The organism is Methanosarcina sp. (assembly GCF_049706645.1).
GTDB lineage: Archaea > Halobacteriota > Methanosarcinia > Methanosarcinales > Methanosarcinaceae > Methanosarcina.
The window spans coordinates 21,100-47,965 of sequence record NZ_JBNAKP010000034.1 but is presented as its reverse complement, the minus strand read 5'-3'; the positions used below and the strand labels follow the sequence as shown (position 1 = coordinate 47,965).

General features: G+C 41.1%; 19 protein-coding genes. 13 read left to right on the top strand and 6 right to left on the bottom strand.

Going from position 1 to position 26,866, the window contains the following annotated elements; genetic code table 11:
- Positions 1-79: 79 nt before the first annotated feature.
- The 7 genes from lysS (at position 80) to ACPK8D_RS12065 (ending at position 10,317) form a co-directional block, all read left to right on the top strand.
- Positions 80-1,636, top strand: a complete 1,557-nt coding sequence (lysS, locus tag ACPK8D_RS12095) for a lysine--tRNA ligase (protein ID WP_424718107.1) — start codon at positions 80-82, stop codon at positions 1,634-1,636.
- A gap of 383 nt (positions 1,637-2,019) precedes the next feature.
- Positions 2,020-3,570: a PAS domain-containing sensor histidine kinase gene (locus ACPK8D_RS12090; RefSeq protein WP_424718106.1), complete on the top strand. Its 1,551-nt coding sequence runs from the start codon at positions 2,020-2,022 to the stop codon at positions 3,568-3,570.
- 688 nt (positions 3,571-4,258) lie between these two features.
- A complete protein-coding gene (locus tag ACPK8D_RS12085; protein WP_424718105.1) occupies positions 4,259-7,132 on the top strand; it encodes a DEAD/DEAH box helicase in 2,874 nt (957 codons plus the stop codon).
- Positions 7,133-7,372: 240 nt separating this feature from the next.
- The gene (locus ACPK8D_RS12080; RefSeq protein ID WP_424718104.1) at positions 7,373-7,669 is read left to right on the top strand and encodes a nucleotidyltransferase family protein; all 297 of its coding nucleotides are present in this window, start codon (positions 7,373-7,375) and stop codon (positions 7,667-7,669) included.
- The gene (locus ACPK8D_RS12075; RefSeq protein WP_424718103.1) at positions 7,666-7,836 is read left to right on the top strand and encodes a DUF86 domain-containing protein; all 171 of its coding nucleotides are present in this window, start codon (positions 7,666-7,668) and stop codon (positions 7,834-7,836) included. Before ACPK8D_RS12080 ends, ACPK8D_RS12075 begins: the two co-directional genes overlap by 4 nt.
- 362 nt (positions 7,837-8,198) lie before the next feature.
- On the top strand, positions 8,199-9,512 hold the full coding sequence (locus ACPK8D_RS12070) for a beta-propeller fold lactonase family protein (RefSeq protein WP_424718102.1): 1,314 nt from the start codon (positions 8,199-8,201) through the stop codon (positions 9,510-9,512).
- 292 nt (positions 9,513-9,804) lie between these two features.
- The gene (locus tag ACPK8D_RS12065; RefSeq protein WP_424718101.1) at positions 9,805-10,317 is read left to right on the top strand and encodes a hypothetical protein; all 513 of its coding nucleotides are present in this window, start codon (positions 9,805-9,807) and stop codon (positions 10,315-10,317) included.
- A 461-nt stretch (positions 10,318-10,778) separates the two neighbouring features.
- Here ACPK8D_RS12065 and ACPK8D_RS12060 read toward each other — a convergent pair whose 3' ends face one another.
- Positions 10,779-11,162 carry a YkvA family protein gene (locus tag ACPK8D_RS12060; RefSeq protein WP_424718100.1) on the bottom strand — a complete coding sequence of 128 codons (384 nt, stop codon included), beginning with the start codon at positions 11,160-11,162 and terminating at the stop codon, positions 10,779-10,781.
- Positions 11,163-11,742: 580 nt separating this feature from the next.
- On the opposite strand from ACPK8D_RS12060, the gene ACPK8D_RS12055 reads away from it, so the two are divergent.
- Entirely contained in the window at positions 11,743-12,255 is a 513-nt protein-coding gene (locus ACPK8D_RS12055; RefSeq protein WP_424718099.1) for a GNAT family N-acetyltransferase, read from the top strand.
- Between the two features lie 593 nt (positions 12,256-12,848).
- Here the strand turns inward: ACPK8D_RS12055 and ACPK8D_RS12050 are convergent.
- A complete protein-coding gene (locus tag ACPK8D_RS12050) occupies positions 12,849-13,271 on the bottom strand; it encodes a protease inhibitor I42 family protein (protein WP_424718098.1) in 423 nt (140 codons plus the stop codon).
- A gap of 326 nt (positions 13,272-13,597) precedes the next feature.
- On the opposite strand from ACPK8D_RS12050, the gene ACPK8D_RS12045 reads away from it, so the two are divergent.
- Complete coding sequence (locus ACPK8D_RS12045) at positions 13,598-13,876, top strand: type II toxin-antitoxin system HicB family antitoxin (protein ID WP_424718097.1); 279 nt, start codon at positions 13,598-13,600, stop codon at positions 13,874-13,876.
- A 158-nt stretch (positions 13,877-14,034) separates the two neighbouring features.
- Here the strand turns inward: ACPK8D_RS12045 and ACPK8D_RS12040 are convergent, their stop codons facing one another.
- Positions 14,035-14,436, bottom strand: coding sequence for a hypothetical protein (locus ACPK8D_RS12040; protein WP_424718096.1), 402 nt, complete (start codon positions 14,434-14,436; stop codon positions 14,035-14,037).
- Positions 14,437-14,654: 218 nt separating this feature from the next.
- Positions 14,655-15,527, bottom strand: a complete 873-nt coding sequence (locus ACPK8D_RS12035; RefSeq protein ID WP_424718112.1) for an NADP-dependent oxidoreductase — start codon at positions 15,525-15,527, stop codon at positions 14,655-14,657.
- Positions 15,528-17,024: 1,497 nt separating this feature from the next.
- On the opposite strand from ACPK8D_RS12035, the gene ACPK8D_RS12030 reads away from it, so the two are divergent.
- The gene (locus ACPK8D_RS12030; protein WP_424718095.1) at positions 17,025-19,616 is read left to right on the top strand and encodes a NosD domain-containing protein; all 2,592 of its coding nucleotides are present in this window, start codon (positions 17,025-17,027) and stop codon (positions 19,614-19,616) included.
- Between the two features lie 368 nt (positions 19,617-19,984).
- Here the strand turns inward: ACPK8D_RS12030 and ACPK8D_RS12025 are convergent, their stop codons facing one another.
- Positions 19,985-20,533, bottom strand: a complete 549-nt coding sequence (locus ACPK8D_RS12025) for an N-acetyltransferase family protein (RefSeq protein ID WP_424718094.1) — start codon at positions 20,531-20,533, stop codon at positions 19,985-19,987.
- 340 nt (positions 20,534-20,873) lie between these two features.
- Between ACPK8D_RS12025 and ACPK8D_RS12020 the strand changes: the two genes are divergently transcribed.
- The 3 genes from ACPK8D_RS12020 (at position 20,874) to mtaA (ending at position 25,841) form a co-directional block, all read left to right on the top strand.
- Positions 20,874-21,965 carry a hypothetical protein gene (locus ACPK8D_RS12020; RefSeq protein ID WP_424718093.1) on the top strand — a complete coding sequence of 364 codons (1,092 nt, stop codon included), beginning with the start codon at positions 20,874-20,876 and terminating at the stop codon, positions 21,963-21,965.
- Between the two features lie 816 nt (positions 21,966-22,781).
- On the top strand, positions 22,782-24,479 hold the full coding sequence (locus tag ACPK8D_RS12015) for a histidine kinase N-terminal 7TM domain-containing protein (protein WP_424718092.1): 1,698 nt from the start codon (positions 22,782-22,784) through the stop codon (positions 24,477-24,479).
- A 336-nt stretch (positions 24,480-24,815) separates the two neighbouring features.
- On the top strand, positions 24,816-25,841 hold the full coding sequence (gene mtaA, locus ACPK8D_RS12010) for a methylcobamide:CoM methyltransferase MtaA (RefSeq protein WP_424718091.1): 1,026 nt from the start codon (positions 24,816-24,818) through the stop codon (positions 25,839-25,841).
- On the opposite strand, the gene ACPK8D_RS12005 is transcribed toward mtaA, so the two are convergent.
- Positions 25,833-26,780: a DMT family transporter gene (locus ACPK8D_RS12005; RefSeq protein ID WP_424718090.1), complete on the bottom strand. Its 948-nt coding sequence runs from the start codon at positions 26,778-26,780 to the stop codon at positions 25,833-25,835. The genes mtaA and ACPK8D_RS12005 overlap by 9 nt on opposite strands.
- Positions 26,781-26,866: the final 86 nt, after the last annotated feature.

Sequence of the window (26,866 nt, the reverse complement as noted above, 5' to 3'; positions counted from 1 at the left end):
TCACTGATTTGCTGGCTGATTACCGATCGATTTAAGGATTTATTTATTTGAATTCACCTGAAAAGGATGTACTGATTCGATGAGCATAGAACTTAACAACACGGAAATTTCGGATAAAATTACCCCTTCCGACAATAATGTTAATCTGTCTGACGATAGTAACTTATTAGAGAACAGGGTTTTTGACGACTCAAAAATTGCAAAATTAAATGGCATCAGAAGCCAGGGACTTAACCCATACCCCTATAAGTTCGAAAAGAATGGGGATATCTGTGAAATCCTGAAAAAGTTTGATGACTTTGAACAGAATGAAGGTTCAACGGTCAGAACCGCAGGCAGGCTTTATAATATCCGCAAGCTTGGAAAAATGATATTTGCCGATCTTGGAGACCAGGGAGGCAGAATTCAGGTTACTTTAAGGAAAGGAAATCTTCCTGATGAGAATTTCAACACTTTTAAAAACTTTGTCGATTCGGGAGATATCATAGGCATTCAGGGCGAACTTTTCAGGACAAAAAGAGGTGAAAACTCCATCAGTGTATCTGAATTTTCTTTGCTCTCAAAATCTCTCTGCGCCCTTCCCGAAAAATTTCACGGCTTAAAAGATATTGAAACCAGGTACAGGAAAAGGTATCTTGACCTTATAGTCAATGCCGAGAAGCGAGAGATTTTCGTCATGAGGAGCAAACTCATTTCCGAGATCAGGCGGTACCTTACTGACAGGGAATTTCTGGAATTTGAAACTCCGGTGCTCCAGACTGTGTACGGAGGCGCAAATGCAAGGCCTTTCATGACTTTCCATAACTGCCTCGGTCAAAACCTTTTCCTGAGAATAGCCCCGGAACTCTACCTTAAAAGGCTTGTTGTTGGCGGGTATGAGAAGGTCTTTGAGATTTGCAAGAATTTCAGGAACGAAGATATTGACACAACCCATAATCCCGAGTTTACTATGATCGAGGTCTATGAGGCTTACATGGATTATAATGACATGATGGACTTAACCGAAGGCCTTATCTCGGAACTTGTGTTCAAGCTGACTGGCGGCTACGAAGTCAAAATGGGTGAAAACACGATCAACCTCCGTTCCCCATGGAAGAGGATTTCCATGGAAGATGCCTTAAAAGAGTATGCCGGACTTGACGTCTTTGCCCACTCGCTTGAAGAACTGAAGAAAATCGCAATCGAAAACCGGATCGAAGATTACGAAAAAGCAAAGACTTACGGAGAGTTCCTTGCCCTGCTCTTTGAGGGCCTGGTAGAGGACAAACTGATAAACCCGACTTTCATATATGATTTCCCTGTGGAAAATTCCCCGCTTGCCAAAAACCACAGATCGAAAGAAGGCTTTGTCGAGAGATTCGAGCTTTTCCTGAACGGCTGGGAACTGGCAAACGGTTATTCCGAACTGAACGACCCTCTCGAACAGGAAAGAAGGTTCGAAGAGCAGGATAAGAAAAGAAAGCTCGGAGATCTTGAAGCCCAGACAGTCGACTACGATTTCATAAACGCTCTCGGATTCGGACTGCCCCCTACAGGCGGCATGGGGCTTGGAATCGACAGGCTTACCATGATCCTTGCAGGTCTGGAATCCATCAAGGAAGTAATCCTTTTCCCGCAGATGAAAAGGGAAGACTGATTGATTTCAGACTTAATTTTGTTCTGCAGGTCGGAGTTTGTCCTGCTCGCTGGACAGGCTAGCCGGGGAGAAAATCTCCCTTCTTTTTTATTCCGGAGAAGCCTGAACGGCATTTTCCTCGGGCAGCATAGAACTTGATTCGGCTGAAGTCTACCTGCTGGATGGAACAAAATTAGGGTCAGTAATCATATTTTTCCTCCCGATTTAATCTTCGACAATAAATCTTTATAATAAAACGTGATAAGTATTTTTACAGTATAAAATTTTTTACAATCGCTACTCATAATTTAAACTTCTTCAATCCCGGAAAAGTGCCTTTACTGAATCTGAGACAAAAATGAGAAAATAATCCGCTTTTAAGTAAACTGGCCGAGGACAATCTAATGGCTAAAGAAGAAATATATAAGGCTCTATTTGAGCAGTCCACTGATGCAATTTTCATAACAAAAGGGGAGCGTATTCTGGAAGTTAACCCTAAAGGCTGTAAACTTCTCGGATATGATAGGACTCATTTTGAAAAAATTTCCCTCCTCTCTCTATTTACTGAAGAATCTCTTTCCGGCTTCCAGAACGCATTGAACGTAACTCTGGAGAACAGATCGGCGTTTTTTGAGACGAAGATCAAAAGGTCAGACAATAGTATCCTCGACGTAGAGGTTAGTTCCTTAGCCATGTGTGACCAAAGAGAAACTCTCCTGATAATCGTCCGGGACATAACTTTGCGTAAAGAATCAGAGCGTTTGGTGCAAAAAGAAAGAGGGATATTGAGTGCTTTACTGGAAAAGAGCCTTTGCGGGATATTGTTAATCGAAGCCTCTAGCCACAAAATAGTTGATGTAAACCCCATTGCAATTAAAACGATAGGGAGATCAAAAGAAGAGATTGTCGGAAATATATGTCACCAATTTATCTGTCCTGCAGAGGTAGGAAGATGTCCTATCAGTGATCTTGGACTGAGTGTGGATAATTCAGAAAAAACGATCATCAATGCTCAAAAGGAAGTCATCCCGATCCTTAAGAGTGTGGTTCCGGTAACCATAGAGGACAAAGATTATTTTGTTGAATGTTTCATTGACCTGTCCGAGCGTAAAAGAACCGAAGAGAACCTCCTCCAGGCAAAACTGGAAGCTGAAGCTGCCAGCCGCACAAAGAGTGAGTTCCTTACCAATATGAGTCACGAGCTGAGGACGCCTCTTAACTCCATTATTGGTTTTTCGGATCTCCTGCTCGAAAAAGTTTTTGGGGATCTCAACGGAAAGCAGCTGAAATATGTTAATAACATCTCTGTCAGCGGAAAACATCTCCTTGGACTTATAAACGATATCCTTGACCTCTCAAAAGTAGAAGCCGGAAAAATGGAACTTAACTACAGTGAGTTTTCTATTGGCTCGGTTTTCGATGAGGCGAAATCCACTATCTCGCCCCTTGCTCAGGTTAAATCCCTTGAAATGGACTTTAATCTGGATCTGGATATTGGAGATATTCAGGCAGACAGAAGCCGCCTTATCCAGATCCTTTATAACCTCGTAAGCAATGCTGTCAAGTTTACCCCGGAAGGAGGCAAAGTCTCTGTCTACTGTAAAAAAAGCGGAAACAGAGCTATATTTTCGGTCACAGATACGGGAATAGGTATATCTTCTGAGGACCAGAAATACCTCTTTGAGCCTTTCAAACAGATTGATTCGGGCATGAACCGGCAGTACGGAGGTACTGGCCTTGGGCTTGCTCTGGTAAAACAGTTTGTTGATTTGCATAAGGGCAGAGTATGGTTTACAAGTGTTCAGGGAAAAGGGTCATCTTTCATATTTGAGCTGCCCGTAAATGGTCTGGATGAAACGGAAAAACCGGACAATGTATTTAAAGATAGTGCTACCGAGGCTGCGGTATCAGCTAACTTCTCAGGACGAATAATTCCAGATTTTAATGCGGTATAGTTCCAGGAAGGTTTTTCCCAGCCCAGGCGGTGAATAATGCACCGTTTATTGGATAACAATTTCTATTTGAAATCTCTGTTTAGTTACTTCAATTTCTACCCCTGGTACCGGTGTAATTGGAAATTGGCTTTCTATAGTTTCTCCCGGGAATGAAATGTATGATTCGTTAAATACAGAAGCGTTCTGGGTATTTAATAATTTACAGTAACTTCATGACTCGTATTACCCCAATTATGTATGAAAAAGAAATTTGTAATTTCACTATTAGCTTCTATTAAAGAATCATGCCACAAAAAATAGCCCAAAGTAATAATAACTAACAAAAGGCATATACCTACAGATATAATTAAAAATTTTCTTCGTGGCATTTGGATTCTTTTATTAAATTATCTAAATGTAATTTGTATCCAGACCTTTATAGATGTTACAAAATTTCAAAAGAAACGTTGCAACCTTTACCTTTGACTCCGTTCAAATTTTAAATTTCCATATCTTTACTTTTTATTTTAATATGGATTAATTTATATATTTTAATACCCATATCAATTTTTACATTTTTCTTCACTCTTTTCCCTGTTTTTTCGATTTGTCTCACTCGCTTTATTTTCATGCTTGCATCTAAATATTTATACCGGTACTAACTAACACGACAATTGAACATTTTAACCAAAAACCGATTACAAAAAATATGACATTTCATAACAGCTTCAATTCTTTCCATCCAAAAATTCAGGAAGCCCTTAAAATCCTTGGTTTTACAAAACCCACAGAACCCCAGGAAAGGGCTTTTCCCCACATAATGGATGGAAAGCACACCTTTTTAATTGCTCCTACAGGCTCAGGCAAGACGGAGTCAGCCGTGCTGCCCGTTTTTAACAGCATCCTGAAAAAGAAATCCGAAGCCAGAAGGGGAATCTCTGCTCTTTACATAACTCCCCTGAGAGCACTTAACAGGGATATGCTTTCCCGTATTGAGATTCTCGGGAAATTGCTCGATATCAAAGTCCAGGTCAGGCACGGGGATACTCCTCAAAGCGAAAGGCAGCGCCAGTCCAGAAATCCTCCTGATGTACTGATCACGACCCCTGAGACCCTTCAGGCAATGTTTACCGGCTCCCGCCTCAGGCAGAACCTTGAAACCGTAACCCACGTGATTGTAGACGAAATCCATGAGCTTGCAGGTTCAAAACGAGGAGCCCAGCTAGCTGTAGGGCTTGAGAGACTTGTGGAAATTTCAGGGGAATTCCAGAGAATCGGGCTTTCTGCAACAGTCGGGAACCCCTGGGAAATTGCAAAATTTCTTGCCGGCACAGGAAGGGATTTCACTGTAATTGAGGTAGCCCTGCTGAAACTGCTTGAGTTCGATGTGGTCAATCCCCAGGTTTCAGGAGGAGGAGAAATCCGGGAGAAAGAAGTCCTGGATATTGCAAAAACAGTAGGTTGCGAGCCTGAATTTGCCTCTCACCTGCTCTGGATCAGGAGAATTGTCGAAGATAGCCAGTCCACCCTGGTTTTTGTGAATACGCGGCAGAGTGCCGAGGCTCTAGCTGCCGGTTTTCGGAAGCTTGGGGCATCCCTAGGAGTGCACCACGGCTCGCTCTCTTTTGAAGCTCGTGTGGAAGCTGAGGAAGCTTTCAAATCCGGAGCCCTGAAAGGCCTTATCTGCACCTCGTCAATGGAGCTGGGAATCGATATCGGAAATGTCGACCGGGTAGTCCAGTACGGGTCTCCGCGCCAGGTTTCAAGGCTGCTCCAGAGGGTAGGAAGAGCAGGGCATAAGCTGCATGCGATCTCACGGGGTACTGTAATTTCCATGGAAGTGGATGATACTGCAGAAAGTATGGCAATTACAAAAGCTGCACTGGAAGGCAGGGTTGAAGAAGTTTCTCCACATATAAAGTCCCTGGACGTCGTGGCAAACCAGATTGCAGGCATGGTTATGGATTTCGGGGAGGTCGAAATCGATAAAATTCTCAGGATTTTAAGGCGGACGTACCCATTCAGGGACCTGGGGATCGAGGAACTGCAAAGGGTTGTGGACCAGATAGGGGATTACAGGCTGGTCTGGCACGAGAAAGGCTCGAGCCTGCTCAAAAGGCGCAGGAAAAGCTGGGAATACTATTACGATAACCTCTCCATGATCCCGGACGAAAAGAAGTACGAGATCTACGATATCGTGAGTGGAAAATCAGTCGGCGTGCTGGACGAAGCTTTTGTCGTGAATTTTGCAGAACCGGGCGCCGTTTTCATAACTAAAGGCTACATGTGGCGGGTCGTTGAGATGCCTGATCCCGGACGAGAGCAGGGAAAGGACAGGATTAAAGTCGAGCCTGTGGAAGGTATGGGCGAGGTCCCGAGCTGGACAGGCGAAGAAATCCCTGTGCCTTTTGAGGTAGCCCAGGATGTGGGAAAGCTCAGAGCGGAAATTGCAGCTTTTATACGTGCCGAACTTGAAGACGAAGCCATTGCCGAAAAGCTTCAGGCGAAATATCCCGTGGCAAAGAATGCCGTGCTTGAAGTGATCCGCCTTGTGCGCGAGCACGTAGAAGGAGGCTTCCCCGTGCCTGATGCGGATACAATCGTGATCGAAGACGAGGGCGATGCTGTGACCCTGAACGCCTGTTTCGGCCATAATACAAACGGCACCCTTGCTCGAGTCCTGACCTCGCTCCTTTCAGCCCGCTTCGGAAGCAGTGTCGCCCAGGAAGTCGACCCCTACAGGATAAGGCTGACCCTCCCGCGCCGGGTAGGCCCTGTCCAGATCCGGGACATGCTGCTCTCCCTCCGCCCTGAACACGTTGAGCCGATCATAGAAATGACCCTGAAAAATACAACCCTGATGAAATGGAAAATGGTCCACGTAGCCCGAAAATTCGGAGCCCTGTCCCGCGACGTTGACTACGACAGGATTAGCATGAAAAAACTCCTTGAAATCTACCAGGGCTCTTCAATGTACGATGAAGTCATCCGCGAAATCTTCCACGACCTCCTCGACGTCCCCAGGGCAAAAGAAGTCCTTAGAAAACTTGCAGCCGGCGAAATCTCAATCGAAGTCTCCCCCCCTACCCCGATAGGTTCAGCCGGCTTTTCCATGAAAAAAGACCTGGTCGCCCCGGAAAAAGCCGACCGCTCAATCGTCCTTGCCCTTAAGGAACGCATTATGAACGACCGGATCATTCTATTCTGTACGAACTGCAAGAAATGGACCTCCCGCCGCCAGGTCAAAAGCGTCCCTGAAGAAATCGTCTGCCCGGTCTGCGAATCCCGGATGATTGCAGCCCTCAAACCCTGGGAAGAAGAGGAAATCAACCTCGTCAAAAAACAGGGAAGAAATGTCAAGGTTTCCCCTGAAGAAAAGAAACGGGTACAGCGAGTCTACAGAAACGCAAGTATAGTCCGCTCCCAGGGGAAGAAGGCAGTTATCGCACTTGCCAGCCGGGGAATAGGACCTGAGACGGCGTCAAGGGTGATTGAAAAGATGAGGGTGGATGAAGAGGCATTTTACAGGGATATTCTGGTTGCTGAGAGGAATTACGTGAAGACGAAGAAGTTCTGGGAATAACTGAAATAAGTAATTAAATCGCTTAGTTTAATCTGCATAAATGATAAAGGAATAAAAATGTTGGATTTTCTGAATGATTAATATTACTTTTTCTATCATCATTTCCAGATATCCTTTGTTTTTAGAATGATCTTATTTGTCTCAGCCGTCTGACAGGCTTTTCCACAAGCTTCCTAAAGCTTCTTAGTTGCCATTCAAATCCATCATACGTTTAAATGATCACAAACAAAATATACTGACATGGAGAATGCTGCCCGGCATAAAGAGTTGTTCGAAAAAATCTCTTCTTTCCTTGAGAAAGAAGGAGCAACAAAGGTAGCTGTTTTTGGCTCTTATGCTCGAGGAGAAGAAAAGCAGGAAAGTGATGTCGATATTCTTGTAGAATTTTCAGAAACTAAAAGCCTGCTTACTCTAGTAAGGATTGAGAGAGAATTGTCAGAGTTTCTTGGGGTAAAAGTCGATCTACTTACTGAGGAGTCGATAAGTCCATACCTTATTGACGGGATTGAAAGGGAAGCAAAAGTGATTTCGGCATGAAAAAGAATGACCTAATTTACCTCAGCCATATCCTGAACTCAATTGAACGTATCGAAGAATATACTGAAGGTATGGAAAAGGAAGATTTTCTATCCAGCAACCTGGTTCAGGATTGGACTATCAGGCAAAATAGGTGGACTATCAGGCAAATTGAGATCCTAGGCTAAGCTACCAAAAACTTATCTAAAAATCTTCGGGATAAATACTCTCAGATTCTCTGTAGAGGGTTTAATTGCTGCTTTTAGAATATGAATGAGTTCAAAAGAAGATGTAATCAAATCTTGTACAATCAGAAGAGCTATTTCTTTCAGCTTTATATATCTATATGTATATATTACACTGTTATAAACATGGTTATCTGGATTAGGCAATTGAACAGAAAACAAATAAAATTTGACATTAGCTGTTTAAAATGTACTTAAATCCGGGTTTTATTTTACGATGTAGAACCTCAAATATACGAATCCTGCTAATAACTCATAGACAGTTCCAGTGAGCCGTGTTTTATATATTAAGGGGTTGAAGGTAAATGAAAAGGGGGATAAAACTATATTTACTTTTTTTAGCCTCTATAATCTTTCTCTCACTTTTACTTATTTTTGCATATAATGAGTTGACATCTACAACACCTGTTGATTCCCATACTGAATATGCATATGTACCAAACGGAAAAAGTGACAATTTATCTGTGATTAACACAAACACAGATGAAATTGAATACCATATAGATGTTGGAGATGATCCAGAAGGAGTTGCAATCACATCTGATGGAAAAAAGGTATATGTGACGAATAGTAACCTCGATATTGTCTCCGTAATTGATACAGCAACCAACAATGTTGTATCCACGATGCGTGTTGGCGATAATCCTATCGGAATTGCAGTCAGTAGTGACGGAGAAACAGTATACGTGGCAAATTATCACAGCGACAGTATATCTATAATTGATACAGCCACAAACGAAGCCAAATACCATCTGAATGTAGAAACCAATCCTATGGGAGTTGCAATCAATAAAAATGGAACAAAGGTATATGTGGCCAACCTGGGCAGTGGGACTGTCTCAGTGATTGATACAAATGCCCGGAGTGTTTTAAAACATGTAAATGTAGGCCCCAATCCTTATGGAGTTGCAGTCGTCCCGGATAAAAACAAGGTATACGTAACGCACGCTAATAGCGATAAGGTCTCTATAGTTGATACAGTTACATACAATGTGACAATGATCAACACAGGCACCGCCACGGAAAGCTTAGATTTATCTCCTTCTGGAATTGCAGTCAGTCCTGATGGGTCAAGGGTATATGTGGCGAATCACAGAAAAGTCATCAGAGGAGTTTCCGATACTCCCAGCGGTACTATCTCTGTAATTAATACAACAACAAACAATGTCATAGCCAATATAACTGTAGATAAATGCCCTTGCGGAATTTCAATCAACAAAAATGGAACAAAAATATATGTGGCGAACAGTGAGAGCAACACTGTCTCTGTGATTGACGCGGCAAGTAACACTGAGATAACTAATGTGCCTGTAGGAAATATGCCTTCTGCTTTAGGTCAGTTTATAGGCTCTCCCCCAGAAGTCCCTGAACATAATGCCATCAGGGAATTTATCAGTAGTATTATTGAATCAATCCATAGAATCTATAACAGGATTAATGAGGCCATTAACGGTATCCAAGGATACATTCTTGGAATCCTTACATTTTTTTCCAGGAAAATACTGTCATTTTTTGACAAAGTATTGTCAGACTCCATATCAAATAGCTTAAAGGAGAGATTAGAACCCATATTCGGAAGGACATTCGAGCGTGTGAAAAAGATATTTAAGAAAGAATAGCTCTCCTCCCTGTGTTCTCTGCAACTCTTTTTATACCCTTAGCTTTTTAATTCGGTGTTTTGGGCTCTATAGAAATTTTATCTATAACTAATGTGATTAGTAGGAGAATCTGAATGCTTGAGCGAAAATATAATAAAAAAGTAATTTAAACAGGTTGATTTGATTCAGAAGTCTCGGTATTCAAACTTTCTCGGGCCGAATTGACTTTAATTATAATAACTTCTTTCGTAGAAATCTTATAATACATCTCCTCTAACTTTATATAGTCAGATGGAATTCTAGTGGCGTGTATATGAAAAAATACATCTACTTCACATTTTTTATTTTGCTGGTTGCACTGATTGTCGGGAGTTTTGCCGGATCACAAAATGATAAAAATGCTTCTCAGGCCCAACCAGATTCACCGCAGAACCCCCTCAAGTCAGCCTACCAGGATATCGCATGGGGAGCTAACGTCCAGAAGCATTTGAAGATACTTAAAACCGATCTGGACGGTGTATCCGATGCTGCAAATAACTCTGATTATACCACGCTCGCGATGTATGCACAATACATTGTAAATGATACTCAGAACGCCATTGAGGAAAACGATCAATATACCGTATCTTCCAGACTCCAGGAGGCGCAGAAAGAATGGAGGACGGCTCTTCAGGACTATAATTCTGCAGGTCAGTTTTTGTTGCAGGGAGCAAATGAAGCGAAAAATGGTACTGGAGGAGCTGAAAATTTACAACAGGCCAGAACATTTAGCGATTCCGGTACAGCACATCTTAAGAACGCGTCTGAGTTAGCAGGAATAAAATAAATATTTTCTTAGCTCTTCGCTGTTTTAAGGGGGTAGCTTCCATTCATCTCCTGAACGTTGAAGTGACATATCTAAAGGCTGAAAACATTTGTTGTGTCTGGAAACATTTGTTATTTAAAGTCGCATTCAAACTTGATGTTTCTCTTTTTTTCCAAAATTGATGAAACAAAAGAGGCGCCTCAATCGGAGGATTTCAGGGAACTGGGGTGGAAATATAATAAAAAAGTTATATCGTTCCGATTTTTGATATTTTTCAGGTTTTCTTACGGATGCGTGGTTAAGGCTAATAAAGATCTTTCTTTCCACGTATCGTGAAAAAGCCTTTTTAATGTGCGGAAAAAATTGAGTGCATTAAATAATATATTGAAGGTATGAAAAAGTAAACTTTCAATCCAGTTCCCAGGTTCAGGATGTAACGATCAGGCGAATTGAGAACGTAGGTGAACAGAGTCCGCCATCAATTACTCATTTTTCCATACTCTATAATTTTCCAGGTCACCTTTAATAAGGCTAGCTGCAAAAGCAAGCACAGCGATATCATCCGCAAATCCAATTACGGGAAAAATATCTGGAGCGATGTCAACCGGACTTATGAGATACAGGAGAGCGAATGTTATCACGAATAACGTTTTCTTTGGAAGCGGATATTTCCCTTTAAAGGAGTCTAATAGCATAGAAAATAATAATCCTAAATAATCCCAGATATTTCTGAAATCTGTTGAACGATAGTCTCTTACTTCTTCAGGAAACCCCATGCTAGTATCAGAAACTTTGTTTGGACTGATATTAAAGTGTTCAAGATTTGCTTCAATTTGCTTTGTTCTGACGTTATCGATTTTCTCCATAATAATCCTCCAATTTTATTGGATTATATTCTGGGTTCCTTGAACAAACTCTCAAGTCGAATGTGTTTTTTACCTTAATTAAGGCAATCAATGGTCTTCCCATAAAACTAAATTAAATTCAGGCTCTGTAGATGTCCGAATTTGTTAGATTAATAATAGAATCTTTCAATTAACACACCTTGAGGATTATACCTGAGTTCGCAGGTGTACTAAAATGGAGTGCTAAAATAATAATGTATATATAAAAATAGTAGTAATATGTATATGAAGTTTATCGAAGCTGGTTCTGTAAAATCTTCATGGGCTGATTATCATACAGGTTCAATACTATACGGAAAAAACTCGAATCTCTTGAAAGCCTTGCAGAATCTCAATTTGCACTGATAAATTAAAGAGAACTAGGTAACAAATTCCATTGTATGGGCCAGAATTCCTGAGTTCTGGCCATCTATTATTTTCTTTATACTCAAAAACGCCAAGATACCATCATATAGAGATGGATGAAAAGATGGATGAAAAGATGGATGAAAGAATGGATTAAAAGATGGATGAAAAGATAGATGAAAGAATGGATTAAAAGATGGATGAAAAGATAGATGACCATAAAGGGATTACTGAAATGCAAAAAACAGTGAGACTATACAATTCCGAGGACTGCAGAGAGATAATTAAACTATTTTATGATACAGTCCATACAATTAATTTAAAAGATTACAATTCAGCACAACTTGACGTTTGGGCACCGGAAGAAATTGATGTGGACACGTGGGATAAATCACTTTCCAGTACCCATACGGTTGTAGTTGAAAGTAACGGTGTCATTCTTGGCTTTGGAAATTTAGATGATACCGGATGTCTTGACCGGCTTTTTGTCCGTAAAGATTTCCAGGGACAGGGAATAGCATCCATAATCGCAGACGAATCGGAAAAACATGCGCAGCAACATGGTACTCTGGTTATTACTACCGAAGCATCGATTACAGCAAGACCTTTTTTTGAAAAACGCGGTTATCAGGTAGTCAGGCAACAGAGCATTGAACGTAAAGGTCAAACTTTAACTAATTTTGTGATGGAAAAGCACCTTGCCAGATGAGCATCAGTCCTGGACGCGCCCTGGCTGTTCACCTTTTAGGCAAACAGGGTAATCCCCATACCGAGAAAACTGCTTTACAAAGTACCATCTCATCGGGATCAGTAGGCAGGCTGTGTTGTATGCATATGTTTCTTCGAGCGTCGATTCGATATTATATAGAAGTCCGGTTAATTTAAAAACAGAGCGAATTTACGACTTTACTATTGTTTTGTGTCCTCTTTGACTTTCGGAGAATCACGAAACTTATACTCGGTGGCGCAATAAGAGGATTTGGAGACGAGGCGGAAATATAGTTAAAAACTTATGCTCTTCATTAAAAGCTAAGCTCTCAATTTAGTACATTTAATTCCAGAAATACAGGACTCTGGAATTCTTGATTTAGTAACTGTCAGTTAACAATTGTGGAATCCAGTGTATTGTGGAAAGTCGCTCTTCAGCATTAGAAATAATTCTGAAGATAATTAATATACCTACTCTGATTTTAGAACGTGATCCTCAAATTAAAAAACGATCTATTTCTATCCAATTCTCAATTCAATCGAGTTTTAGAGGCTCTAAAAAGGGAGAATGGTATCAAAAGGGAAAAATACAATTCAGGCTACCATAACATTCAGTGTGAAGGTTTTTTCCCGGCCTGTTTCTGGCTCCCAGGGTCTTTTGTATGTTGCTGTTACTTGCCCGTTATTCATGGCTTTAATTTTCCATACATGAAATCCTCCCACACCAATAGAGAGAATTCCATTTTCTTCAGAAGATTCCCAGGGGTGGTATTTGTCCCAGAGCAGGTTAAGCCCATCGTCTAGGCTCAATTGCCAGGAATAGCCTGTACTTGGATTTTCATTTAGCTTTAAGATAAAAGTTTGTCCCTCTTTAAGATATATGGTGTTTCCATTCTCAGCTTCGGTTATCACTTTTTGTTGACCTGTTGTATCAGGTTTAGCACATACAGCCGTTGGAAGCGTTGCCAGAATCAAACATATTATTAAAACTGTTATTCCAGGTACAGTTCTTGACATTATAACACCTGCTACTCAAAGCAATTTATTTCCGAAATCGTTTTAGTTGCACTTCTTTTAATTTCTTGTCTCTATTTACTTAATCAGGGCTTCAAAGCTCAGCTTTATTTCAGCGAATCATAGCTTCAATCAATCAGATGCGTGGAAATTAAAAGCTCATACTACGGATAAATATATAAAGTAAATAGAATAAAATTTCCTTATAATAAATAATTACTGAAATGGTGGACGATATAAGGTAATAAAGCAATTTATTTGCAGGACGCTTCCTGCACGCCCATTTTTGTATTTTATCAAGCGGTAACTTGCGTTTCTGATCGAGCAGAATGAAAACAGTATATCTCGCAAAAGTTTCTGACGTCTGTGGTTATTGCACTCAGGGAAAAACCATTGAACAGGCTATGGAACGTATAAGAGAGGCGATTCAGGTCTGTCTTGAGGCTGAAGAATTATCAGATTTTTTTTCATTTACTTCAATTCTCTCAGGAAGTCTCTTCCGTATTTTTGCGGGCAGGTCGGCAGGCGGATATAGAGCTGCTTTCCTCTTTCCAGCAAGTTCTGGAAAGCCGCATTTGAGTGTGGAAAAAGCCCATGAGGTCGGTTAACATGGCTGCTCCTGCTTTGATTTTTACCTTTCTAAACTGGCTGCCTTCAAACTCAACATGCTTTTAATTCTGATAAGTTTGATCACAGGTTAAAAGCAAAAGCAGTCGGCGGCGGAAAAATCCAAACTTCTGCCATTATTTAACACGAAACACTTCAGTTACTGCGATTCTGAAATTCCGATTTTCTCGATTTCCAGATAGACTGTCCCGGGACTAAGCGGTTTGGCGTGCACATGATAAGTCCCGTTTTCTTCCACAGTAAACTCAGGATTGTTAGGAAGGTATCTTTTTCCGGAGTCTGTCAATACAAATGTACTTTCAAAAGCAACATAGGAACCTTTGCTTATTGTCAAATTTACTTTCTCGGGACCATCAGGACTATCAATCCAGAGTTTATAATTTACACCTTCATTGAGGTTGACCTCAAAATCCGATTCCTTAGACACGGCTTCTAAGAGGACATCATCCCCTCCCCCCTGAAATACAACAAAGATATAAAATAAGGTAATCATTATGTAAAGCGGTATAGGACTCCTGGACTTTTTCGGCTGTTCTGGCATTTTTCTCCCCTCTAGGTAGTCTAGGTGCTCAGATAACTTGCATCGATTGCTTCCTTCAAATTTGCTTTCAATGTATTTTTCTCTTTTATTGCGGCAGAAACCATGATTTTACAGGCAGGTCGACAGGTCGAGAGATACTTACAGCTCCAGCCATTATCTCTACTTCTAATTTCAGATCAAATTCCTCACACTTCCGTGCTTACAGGCGGGTTAAGGCTTTACTTCGGATCCTCTGCAACGCGCAGGACAATCTTTCCGCGGGCGTGGCGGCTTTCGCTCATCTCATGCGCTTTTTGGGCCTCGATCAGAGGAAGTACGGTCGTTACGATAGGCTTGATTTTCTGTTCGTCTATTATGGCTGCGATTTGAGTGAGTTCTCTTCCGTCAGCCTGTGTCATGAGTGTTTTTGCGCGTACTCCGTATTTTTGCGGAACTCCTTCGGGGATGCTGGCTACAGTCGATACCAGGAATCCGCCGGGTTTTAATACTCCCCATGACCTTTCGAATGTGTCTCCTCCTATCGTATCCAGCACTACGTCCAGATTGCTAACAATCTCCTCAAATCGCTGGTTCCTGTAGTCGATCACCTCGTCAGAGCCTATGCTTTTTAAGAACTCGGCATTTTTACTCGATGCAGTACCGATAACATATGCTCCCTTCCATCTGGCGAACTGGACTGCTAAGGTCCCGACTCCGCCCGCAGCGCCGTGAATGAGTACGCTCTGTCCACGCTCCAGGCCTGCAATATCAAAAAGTGACTGCCAGGCAGCCAGGCCGGCAGTAGGAATGGCAGCGCTTTCAATAAACCCGATACTTCTGGGTTTTTGCGCTACCTGTGCAGGATTGACAACAGTATATTCGGCATATCCTCCCTGCCCTATGGAAACTTTAGCAAAAACTTGATCCCCGCGCTGAAAGGAAGTCTCTCCCTGACCGACAGCGTCTACAAGGCCCGCAACGTCCAGTCCCATAATCGTTGGCAAAGGCAACTCACGTATATACCCGCTGCGGATCTTCCAATCCATTGGGTTAACTCCGGCTGCAATAATTCGAATTCTAATTTCCCCTGGCCCTGGCTGGGGTTCCGGAATATCCTCACACCTTAAGATTTCGGGCCCCCCAAACTCATGAATTCTTATCGCTTTCAGATTTTCACCTCAAAAGCTTCTTTAATTAATTATATCTAGTAATTCCATTAGCGAGTAATCTCTCCACGTCCCCTCAGTATAATATCTGTGCCTGCACATATCGCCCGAAATCTCCTTGCAAGAGGCCCGTTCAAAATCGTTCTGGCATCATTACACCGATTTTAATCCCGATTTTTAATATAACGATAATTCTATAAATTGGTTCTTATTGACCTTTTCCTGAAAACTAAGTTAAGGTCAGGCAAATGTTGAAAAACAGTTTCTCAAATTTGAAAGGACGCGGGAGCAGTATAAATTTAGCCATCAACATAGAGTAAGAGACCTGAGAAAAGGTAAAGATTGTAAATTAGAAGGTATGAACTTTAGATAAAAAGCCTGGCCTGTAAACTAAAAGGCGTAAACTGTAGATATTGCCTCTTGTGCGGCTTTTCGATATTTGCCTTATAATCAGACTCAGTTTGCATTCATCGGACTAATTGGCAAGAATTATAACGAAAGCAAAATTTACCATATTCAGTTGGAAATCCTGGATTTGTGAAATTATCAAAGTTATCTACAATTCCGTCCCTATAAGTTCCCCTGCTATCGTTATGGTTTCTTTCTATTTCTCCTGCTCTGTCTGACGGATGTATAGTCATAGAATTCGTGTTTTCTGTTCCGGCGTACCATTGCATGTTCAGAGTCTGGAATGTAAGAATTAAAACAAATATAAAAGGAAGCAAATCTCTCCTCAAATCTCTCCTCAAATTAATCCTTCACCACCCGTTTATATTTTCATTATTCTATTTAATCTTCCCTGTTTTATTATAGTGAACTCAAAAATTTATGGTTCTTGCGTTTCCTGGTTATATTTACAAGTTTTAAATTGCGGGTAAAGCTAAATTCTCAAGTCAGTAGAAAAACCGGTTTCTTATTCCGACACGAAATGAATCTAAGTCTAGAGAGTTTTTATTATTTTGAAGTTTTCTCATTTTAACACGCAGTTTTTGGCTCTTCAGTTAATCTTAAATAACATTACAATTTTTTTACATATGACTTCAATTCCAGAACTTATACAGTTCCTGCTAGAAAACGCTGTCTTCTTACACTTTAAAGATGGCCGGACCGTCAGGACAAGAAACCGGATAAGCTTCAAAAAAAGAAAAATTATTTTGAGTGTTTGGTTTGTTTCATCTTATTTTTAAGGACTGACCTCAAAGTCTGGAGTTTACAGGTAACTGTGAGCAATTTCACACGATCCAATCTAATCGATCCAATTGATCTGTCGGTCTAACCGATTAGTCGATCCAATTGATCCAATTGATTTAATATCAATTCTCTCGGGTTCTGGAACATCCTGTGATACTTCATATCAATTCTCCATATCCGGTTATTAACTAGACAATCACTGCAAAAACAAAAGCTCGCTACTTTACTTAAAATTTTACTATGGGGCTTACCATGAGGCAAGTAAAAGAAATATCCAAAATTATTTTTTTAGTAATTTTCGCGTTTCACCTGATGACTGCAGGAAGTGCGGCAGCTACTGTGATTTATGTAGATAACAACCCTGATCAGGTTGCAGATTTCACCTCGATCCAGGCTGCAGTAGATGCTGCCAATCCGGGAGATGAAATAGTTGTTAGACCCGGTATTTATGAGGAAAATATCGCAATCACCAAGAACATATCTATTGCTTCCGAATCAGGAAATTTCTCCGATACTATAGTCAGGGCAGCCGATGCTTCTCAAGATATTTTCGGTATCTGGGCAAACGATGTAAGCATTAAAGGTTTTGAGATAAACGGATCTGAATCTGCCGGGATTCATTTTTTTGGAGTTATTGACTGTCGTGTTGAAAACAATAAGCTATCCAATAACAGCTACGGTATCGATCTATACATGATAAGTTCACATAACACGGTTGATAATAACGATATTTCAGACTGTCAGGCCGGTATTAGCCTTGGAGGCAGCTGGTACAATATTTTGATTAACAATTCAATCTCAAACTGCAGTAATGGAATTTCACTTTTTGATTCGCCTAATAATATCCTGGATAATAATACAATCTTAGAAAACATAGAAGGCATTTCTCTCACAGGTGAATCAAGCGGCAATACCCTGATAAATAATACTGTAATTCTCAATGAAGAATTGGGACTTCAAATTTACGAAACTTCAAACAATCTGATTTATAATAACTGTTTCAATAATACGGTAAATGTAAACTCCGAAACGGCTTCGGATACAAATATCTGGAACACGACCAAAATCGAGGGTACTAACATAGCTGGCGGCCCTTACCTGGGCGGCAACGTCTGGGCAAGACCTGATGGTACCTTATATCCCGAAGGAGTCAGGGATGCTGACCTTGATGGGATTCTTGATTCCCATTATAACATTGAGGATAGCCAGTCCATAGACTATCTACCTATAAAAGAATTAAAGCCTGTAACCCTTACTGTAAATAATACGACAGGACAGGTTGCGGATTTTACCTCGATCCAGGCTGCAATTGACAACGCATTCCCTGGTGACACAATCCTTATTTTCCCGGGAATCTATGAAGAAAATGTCGATGTATACATAACCGATGTAACCCTGACCTCCGAATCTGCCAGTAATGGAGATACCATTGTCAAGGCAGCCAGCAGTCTGGATGATATTTTCTATGTTATTGCGGACGGAGTGACAATTAGCGGGCTGAATATAACAGGGCCTGTAGATTTCCCGAATGCAGGTATTCGCCTTAATGGAGTTAAGTACTGCAATATCGAAAACAACCAGCTATCTGACAACTACAACAGCACTGCTTTGAACGTTTCCAGCGAAAACAGTTCTCTCAATCTCAATAATTCAAGTTCGGACGCAGGATTTGGAATCCGCCTTGATTCTTCCAGCAGCAATATACTGAGGAATAATACTATATCAGGGAATGGCACCTCAGTTCTCCTGCGCAACTCCATGGAAAATGCACTTATCAACAATTCGGCATCTGGCAGCAACTATGGCATCTGGGTGGATTCTTCCAGCAATAATTCGCTGGATGGAAATAATCTGTCAAACAATGAAATCGGTGCCTATCTAAAAACTTCAAGTGGAAATCTTCTTAACAACAGTACGGTATCAAACAATACCGGCTCCGGTATCAATCTGTGGGATTCCGTAGGAAATACGTTAAGCAATTCCACAGCATCGAAAAACAATGTTTCTATTGTTCTGAAGAATTCCAGTGCAAACCTGCTTAATAATAATACTGTATCTGATAATTACTACGGTCTCTGGCTGTACTCTTCGAGCAATGGTAATAAGCTGGAAGGCAATACCGCATCGAATAATAGAGTCGGTATCCACATGAAGGCATCGAGTGGAAATGTGTTTACGGGCAACTTTGCATTGAACAATACCGGGTCCGGGATCAGTGTGTGGGATTCGATCGAAAATACATTAATTGAAAATGCAGCCTCGAACAGTGAAGTCTCGATTATTCTGCAAAATTCAAGCAAAAACACACTTTTCAATAACACGGTATCCGGCAGCAATTACGGGATGTGGATTGCTTTTTCCGGTAACAATAACCTGAGCGATAATAGCGCATCGAACAACACATTCGGTCTCTATTTGAAAAATTCCACCGATAACCGGTTGTCAGGTAACCTGGTAAACTCAAATTCGAGGCATGGAATCTATCTGGGTTTTTCCAGGAGTAATCTGTTGAATAGCAATAGGGTTATTTCGAATTCGGAATATGGGCTCTATATGCTGGAGTCGGGAAACAGCTCGATTTATAATAATTATTTCAACAACGCAAACAATACTTATCTTCAAGGCTCAAACGCAGGTACGAGCTTGAATACTACCCTGATACCGGCAAAGAATATTCTCGATGGGGCTTACCTTGGTGGGAATTTCTGGGCTACACCAGAGGGAGATGGGTTCAGCCAGACTCATGCAGACAAAAATCGGGATGGCATCTGCGATGTGGCTTACGCCGTGAATAAAGAGTGTATTGATTACCTGCCTCTCGCAGGTTCTCATACCACGAACTAATCCTGAGTGCTGCAAAAGGAGCGTTTTCCTGACTGTCAGGCACACCGACAGCAGGAACTCTCTGGCACGACCGAAAATCCTGGCTGTACAGCTTCTTCGAAGGATTCATAAGGAGCTGTACAGTTTTTAGAGGGTTAACCTGGGAATGTATAATCCTTTGAGGATGATCACTCCTTTATGTATGGATTATTTGGAGAATTACCAGACAGGGTTAAGTATACCTTTTCAATTAAAGACGTGTGCAGGTAACTGAATTTCTGTATACAGCCTGCCAAAAAACAGAAAGAAAAAATGATCAATACCGAAAATGATCAATCACTAAAAATGATCAATACCAAAAATGATCACACTAAAAATGGTCAACCACTTTAAGTTCTGTTTTCCGGGATTTCTTCCAGGCATTTCTGAAGCCACACAATATCAAAATATGTTCCGAACTTCTTTCCTGCAGCTTTAAACCTGCCGCATTCCATAAATCCATGCTTAAGGTGAAAATTCAGGCTGGCTTGATTTTTCGAGGAGACATTTGCAAGGAGGCTTTTCATATTCTTCTTTTTAGCATCCTGGCATAGAATATCCAGCAGCTTTGCTCCCAGGCCTTCTCTTGTATACTCTGGCAGTATAAAGTATGAGACTACACCTGTGTGCTGGAAATTCCTGAAGGGAAAATAAGGCCGAAGGGCTCCAATACCTATTACTCTGTTGTTTCCTTCGATTACATAAAAAGGAGAATGCTCGCTTTTATTAGATTCGCCCTCATCATGTGAAGTCTGGAAAAACTCCGGTCCGACAGGAGTTTCGAGGTAGGCTGCAAAACTATTTTCGATATAGTAATTAAAGATTTCAAGCATTCCCTGAGTATCTTCCGGCGTAGCCTCTCTTATTACAAGAGCTTTGAGCTTATCTCTTTCCTGCATATATTATAATCGAAATGCAGGTATTTAAACTCTTTAGCCAGTTGTAGCGCAAATCCGGTTTAATTCTCCTTTACCTGGATCTCTTATTTATCACGATTTATATTTATAATTTATTATCAGTAAGATTATATTTATATACTCATGTTATTGTATTCTTTTCTGCATTACTAATTCAATCCTACCCACGTTTCAGGCAGGATTTTTATTTTTTATAGGGGTCTAAAAACCCGAAATCCAGGAATGATCCTGAAACTTATATGTTCCAGCCAGTTAACTGCCTGAAAATAAAAAACACAAGAGAAAATATTTCTCAATGTACTTCTACAGAAGTGAAAAATAGATGTTCCTTAAACAAAACAAAATCATAGAAAAGATCTGTGAAATCCCGGTTACACTTGGAGATGTTTCCGAAAGCATCTTCGGAGGTGTAATCACGAAAAACGGTCTGCTTCACAGGCTTGCCCTTCCGGAGGAGGGCGGTTCCGACTCATATTATCTTTGCGAAGGCCTGTGTAGACCTGTATTTTTAGAACCTGAACTTGTCTATCCGTATGTATCAGGGGCTTTTTCCGAAAAATTTGCATTTCGCCCTTCCCCTTACCGTTTTATGCTGCCTTATGAATTGTCAGACAGGGGAAACAAGAAAGAATACAATGTAATTCCCCCCGAAGAACTGGAGGCAAGGTTCCCTATGACTTACGGGAGAATTCTGGAATTCAAAAGAGAGTTCCGCCATGATAACTCTCCCCTTAAATCTGCAGACTACGGTATAAGAGGTAGAAAATTTCTGGAGTATTTAAACACTCCTAAAATTATTGTCACCGAAGGCTATCATCTGCAGGCTGCATACGATGCTGCGGGAAAGTATGTATTTGAGAACGGGTGCGGCATTGTCCTCAAGGATCCGAGTAAGTACGCTTATATTACTGCAGTTCTTAACAGTCCGATTGCAAGGCTTTTTCCTTCAATCTGTAGGTCTGAAATGACGTACTCAGGGTATACTGCTCCTGCAGTGATGAAACGTTTCCCAATCATATTTCCTGATAGCAGGCTAACCGAAGATCTCATAAATACCATCTCCAGTTACCTTGTATTCCTTAACAGACAAAAATATGCAAGAGACTATGGAGTTCCGGATTGGCTTCGGGAACTCACAGGTTTCTACGAGCAGATTTCAAACCTTCTGGTTCTGGATACTTACTTCATAAACGACCTTGGCCCAGGGCTTCTGAATGCCCTTGAAGAGAATATCCATCCTTATTCCGGAGATATTGATTCTGAAGACAACGATTCTGAAGACACTGATAGTCTTCTGAGTGCGCTATATTATATAAAGCAGCAAATTCTTGAAGCTTCAAGTTCTGAAAACTACAAATTTAATATGGGACTACCTGGAATTCTCAATTTCTCTCAGGGCAGTGAAGAATTCTGAAGCATCCTTTTTTATTTTTATCCCGGAGAATAAAGGGTTTATTTTTTTTACCCGAACTTCCAAAGTTTTTTATTCTTCATTATTTTACATTTAGATTTTTATCAAAAAGTTTATATATTTTGACCCCTCCTAACCCAGGGGGTAAAAAGGCTCTCAGGGCAGAAAAGTTAGTTTTCCAGTAGAATGTTTAGAAGTGAAAGACAGTTTTGCTGCTTTAATGTATGAATTCCGGGCTCCATGCTGCGAAGTTCCGGAAGCAAATCAAGCGAATTATTCCCTCCTTAATGCTAGAAAATTCTTAAAAAACCGCCCTGAGAGAATTTTAACCTTCATTGAGCTGAAATCAGGGTTCTCTATAAAATCCTACGCTTACGCTCCGTACTTGCAGGATTTCTCGGTTCCAGGCGATCATTCCTCTTTCTCCTCTTCCGATTTCAAAAATAATCTGGTAGGAAAAGATTCTGGTCATTAAAGATTTTTTGAAAAGGAATTTTTGATTAGGAAACTTTCCTGAGGGTTCTTCTCCAGAAATTCCTTCTTTAAATTCTTCTTTAAATTCTTCTTTGAATTCCTCTTTAAACTTTTTCTATTTTTCCTCTTTTATCGGATGCATCGGTTCTGGATCAAACCTCAACAGAGTTCTGTATATGTTCTCACTTAACACATAAATTTATATACTTGGGCTTTGTGTAATTATTACAACACTTTATGTTTTTTTAATTTCGTTCACCCAGCTCTCCCCTATTTACCTGACATTTATACATAAAGGAAGGTAGTCTTATCCCTCTGCAAATTCACACCGCTGCGTTTCCCTATATGGGAGCATTAATCCTTTCAGGGCTTATATCTACTTTGCTTGCAATCAAAGCATACAAAGCCTTCAACTACCGCAGGATGTATTTCTCAAAATATTTCATATTTATTATGTTAAGTATGTCTCTCTGGTCCGTGAATTATGCCTTTGAGGTCGGACTGATGGACATCGAGCTTAAGTATTTCTTTGCACGTCTCGAATATATTGGGATTGCCTTTGTTCCGGTAGCGTGGTTTCTATTTGCAGCTGAATACTCAGGGGTATGTAAGGAATTCGTGAGAAAGTATGAGAATGCATTTTTAATGCTTCCTTTTCTCGCGATTCTTTCAATGCTTACAAATAGCTTTCATAGAATGCATTTTGCAAGCTATTACCTGGACATCTCAGGAGGCTTCCCTCTTCTTGTACTCATACATGGACCTTTTTTCTGGGTATTTTATTCTTATTCATTTATTTTAATTATACTTGGAATTTTCTTCTTCTTCAAACAGTTTGTCCATCTAACTGCGCCCTACAGGGCTCAGGCAGCAATTGCCCTCACGGCAGCTTGCATTCCAGTCATGGGAAATATTCTCCACATCGCCGATATAGGTCCCTTTGCGTTCTTTGATCCGACTCCGTTTACATTTACAGTTACAGGTTTGATTCTTTTCTGGGGCATTATACAGCATGAGTTCCTCAATATTATTCCGATTGCGAGAGAAAACGTAATCGAGTCTATGAGTGATGGATATATCGTGGTAGATCTTATGGATTCCATAGTAGACATCAATAAGGCTGCTCTTGAACTGGCAGGGAAAACGAAAAAGGAGGTTATCGGGAAAAAGTTAAATGAGCTTTTCGGGGACGAAGTAGAAATGTCTCAGACTGAAGCTCATGAGGGTAATTTCAGCAAAGAAATTTCCTTAAGGAACGGTCTTGAAACAAAATTCTTCACTCTCAGTGTCAGCCCCCTTATGACAAAAGATAATGCAGAGGGCAAGCTGGTAATGATCCACGATATTACCGAAACTTATCGGTATCAAGAGGCCCTGAGACAGGCTAACAAGAAGATAAATCTCATGAGCAACATTACCAGGCATGACATTCTCAATCAGGTGAATGTACTTTCCGGGTACACCGAATTAATTTCCGAAACTCTTCCTGAAGATATAAAGAATGATCCTCGAATAGGGAAGTATCTGAAAAATCTCAATAAAGGTATAGAGACTATTCACAGTCAGATTATTTTTACAAAAGACTATCAGGAGCTTGGAGTAGTTTCCCCGACCTGGCAATCCATAAATGATACCGCAAAAGAAGCAGCCTTTCCCTTTTCCGGCCAGAGCATTAAGTTTTACATCGAGGAAAGAGGACTCGAGATCTATGCCGATCCTCTGCTTAAAAAAGCCTTTTACAACCTGTTTGACAACGCAAGGGCACATGGAGAACATGTAACTGAAATCAATGTTAGTTCCCGCAAGGTTGCGGATAGTCTTGTAATCGAAGTAAAAGATAACGGCATAGGAGTTTCTCCTGTAATGAAAGAGCTGATTTTTGAAAAGTCCGTTGGGAAAAATACAGGACTGGGACTTTTCCTTGTCAGAGGCATTCTTTCCATTACAGGCATGGGGATAAAAGAAACCGGAATTGAGGGTACAGGTGCAACGTTTGAGATTACAGTACCTGCGGGTAACTGGCGTGAAAATGCTTCCCAATAAAGTTAATGCTTATATAAAAATCAACTAAATACAATAGGAGCACCAAATTTTTGAAACGCGCAGAATTCGGATCTTCTTGCACTATTCCATTCATTTTTTGTTTTCCCCATTGATCCCGATCTTTCACTCATGTCGACTTTTTTATCAGCACCAATTTTTATAACTCATACCGGTTTTTGGCTCATACCGATTTTTAACTCTACCGATTATATTTCATTTGGCGCCTTTGAGTTTTTTCATTTATACGTTTTTATATCTTCGTCTCAATATATTCTCAAACCGAAAAGATTCTCCAAAAAGCATCTTTCAGTCGATAACTACATTCTGGTGACAAAAATGAGTAAATTTACCCTGAAAGAGAGATTTGAAAAAGCACTCAAAGGAGAGGCTTTAGATATCGTTCCTGTCTGTTCGGTAACTCAGACCGGTACTGTTGAACTTATGGAAATAACTGGGGCATACTGGCCCCAGGCAAATTACAATGCTGAAAAGATGGCCGCGCTCGCACTGGCAGGGTATGAGGTTGCAGGATTCGAGAACGTACGCTGTCCTTTCGACACCACCGTGCTTGCCGAGACGCTTGGCTGCACAGTAGATGAAGGAAGTATAGATATACAGCCTTATGTAACGGACTTTCCCTGCAAGAAAAAGAAAGATATCAGGGATATAGCGGTTCCGGACTCGCTTCTTGAGAGCAGGCGGACCTCGGTAGTGCTCGATGCAGTTGAAATTCTGAGCGAAAAAGTAGGAGAGACCGTGCCTGTTGTTGCCGGGGTTGTGGGCCCTGCCGGGCTTGCCTCCATGCTTGCCGGAATGAAGAATTACCTTATATGGTTTGTGACGAACCCGGAAGTTGTTGAGGAACTCATGGGAATTCTTACCGAAGCCTGCATAGAATATGCCAATGGTCTGCTCGAAAGAGGGGCATCTTCCATAACCCTTATAGATTCCGAAGCAGGGCCTGACATTATTTCACCTCAAATGTTCGAAACATCGGTCTTTCCGCTCTACAGGAGGTTTTGCAGGAAAGTTAAAGACCTGAAGATTCTTCATATGTGCGGTGACGCCACTGCAGTTCTTGACCCACTTGCAGATGCAGGATTTGACGGAATAAGCATTGAAGAAAAAGTAGGTGTAAGTTTCGCAAAAGGGATTACAGGCAATAGGATATGCCTTATAGGAAATGTTTCCCCATCCGATACCCTGCTGACAAAAGGGCCTGAAGCAGTTCGGATTGAAGCCACTGCCTGCCTTGAAGACGGAATTGACATTCTTGCCCCGGGTTGCGGGCTTGCCCCCCATACTCCACTTGAGAATATAAAAGCGCTTATCAGGGCAAGAGATAGTTACTTCTCACAGTGAATCTTCACTTATAGTCTCCGGATAAATCTCTTTAAACGAGGGCTTTCTATCTCTTTCCTTTATATTTTCCGAACCTCTCAGGCTTATGAAGGTTGCAGAAGCCAGTATAAGTGCACAACCTGCGAGTGTCTCGGAAGATAATCCGATTCCCAGCACAGCTATATCAAAAAATACCCCGCTGACGGGTTCTATCAGAGCAAGAAGGCTGCCGGTCTGGGCTTTGAGATTGGCAAGCCCGAGAATTGTAAATATCTCTCCAAAACCTATGGAGACTATCCCGAAGGCTATAAGCACTTTCAGGTTGCCATACAGAGCATCAGGAGAAATCTCAAACGCAAAGGGGCTTAGAAGCAAAAGGGCGATCCCCATAGGCCAGAACATAATTGCAAGCTCCGTGTATTCGGTTTTCAGGATTTTTACGTTCATAATCAATGCCGCAAAGATCACTCCTGAGAGCAATCCAGCTGCAATGCCAAGCATATAGGTGCCTGTAAATTCAATACCCGAAAAGCTTTCCGGCTTTACTATAAGGAACACTCCTGCAATTGCTATAAAGAGAGCAATTACACTTTCCTTTCCGATTTTCTCGTTGAGGATAAGAGGGGAGGCTAGCATTACGTAAAAGGGGGCCGTATATTGGAGCAGAATGGCAATAGAAACACAGGTAATTTTCAGGCAGGTAAAGTAAAGCAGCATGCACGCGACAACAAGTACTCCCTGCAGGAGAAGGCTTACCCTTCTTTTCTTCAATCTCAGGTCTGAAGTTTTCCCCCTGGCAGCTATATAGGCAAAAAGAAACAGTAAGCCGAAGAATAGCCTGTAGAATATTATGGGAGCAATCGCCATATTATGAATACGGTCAATGAAAAGCCCATTCATGCCGTAGAATATGCAGCCTGCAATTACTGCCAGATGCGGCTTTTTGCCCTCTAGAAACATTCGAGAAAGATATGCCTGTAGCGTTTATATACCTGCTGAAAAAGTCGTTGAACGAAGCTTGGAGCCCCGAAATTTTCAGTTCTGGG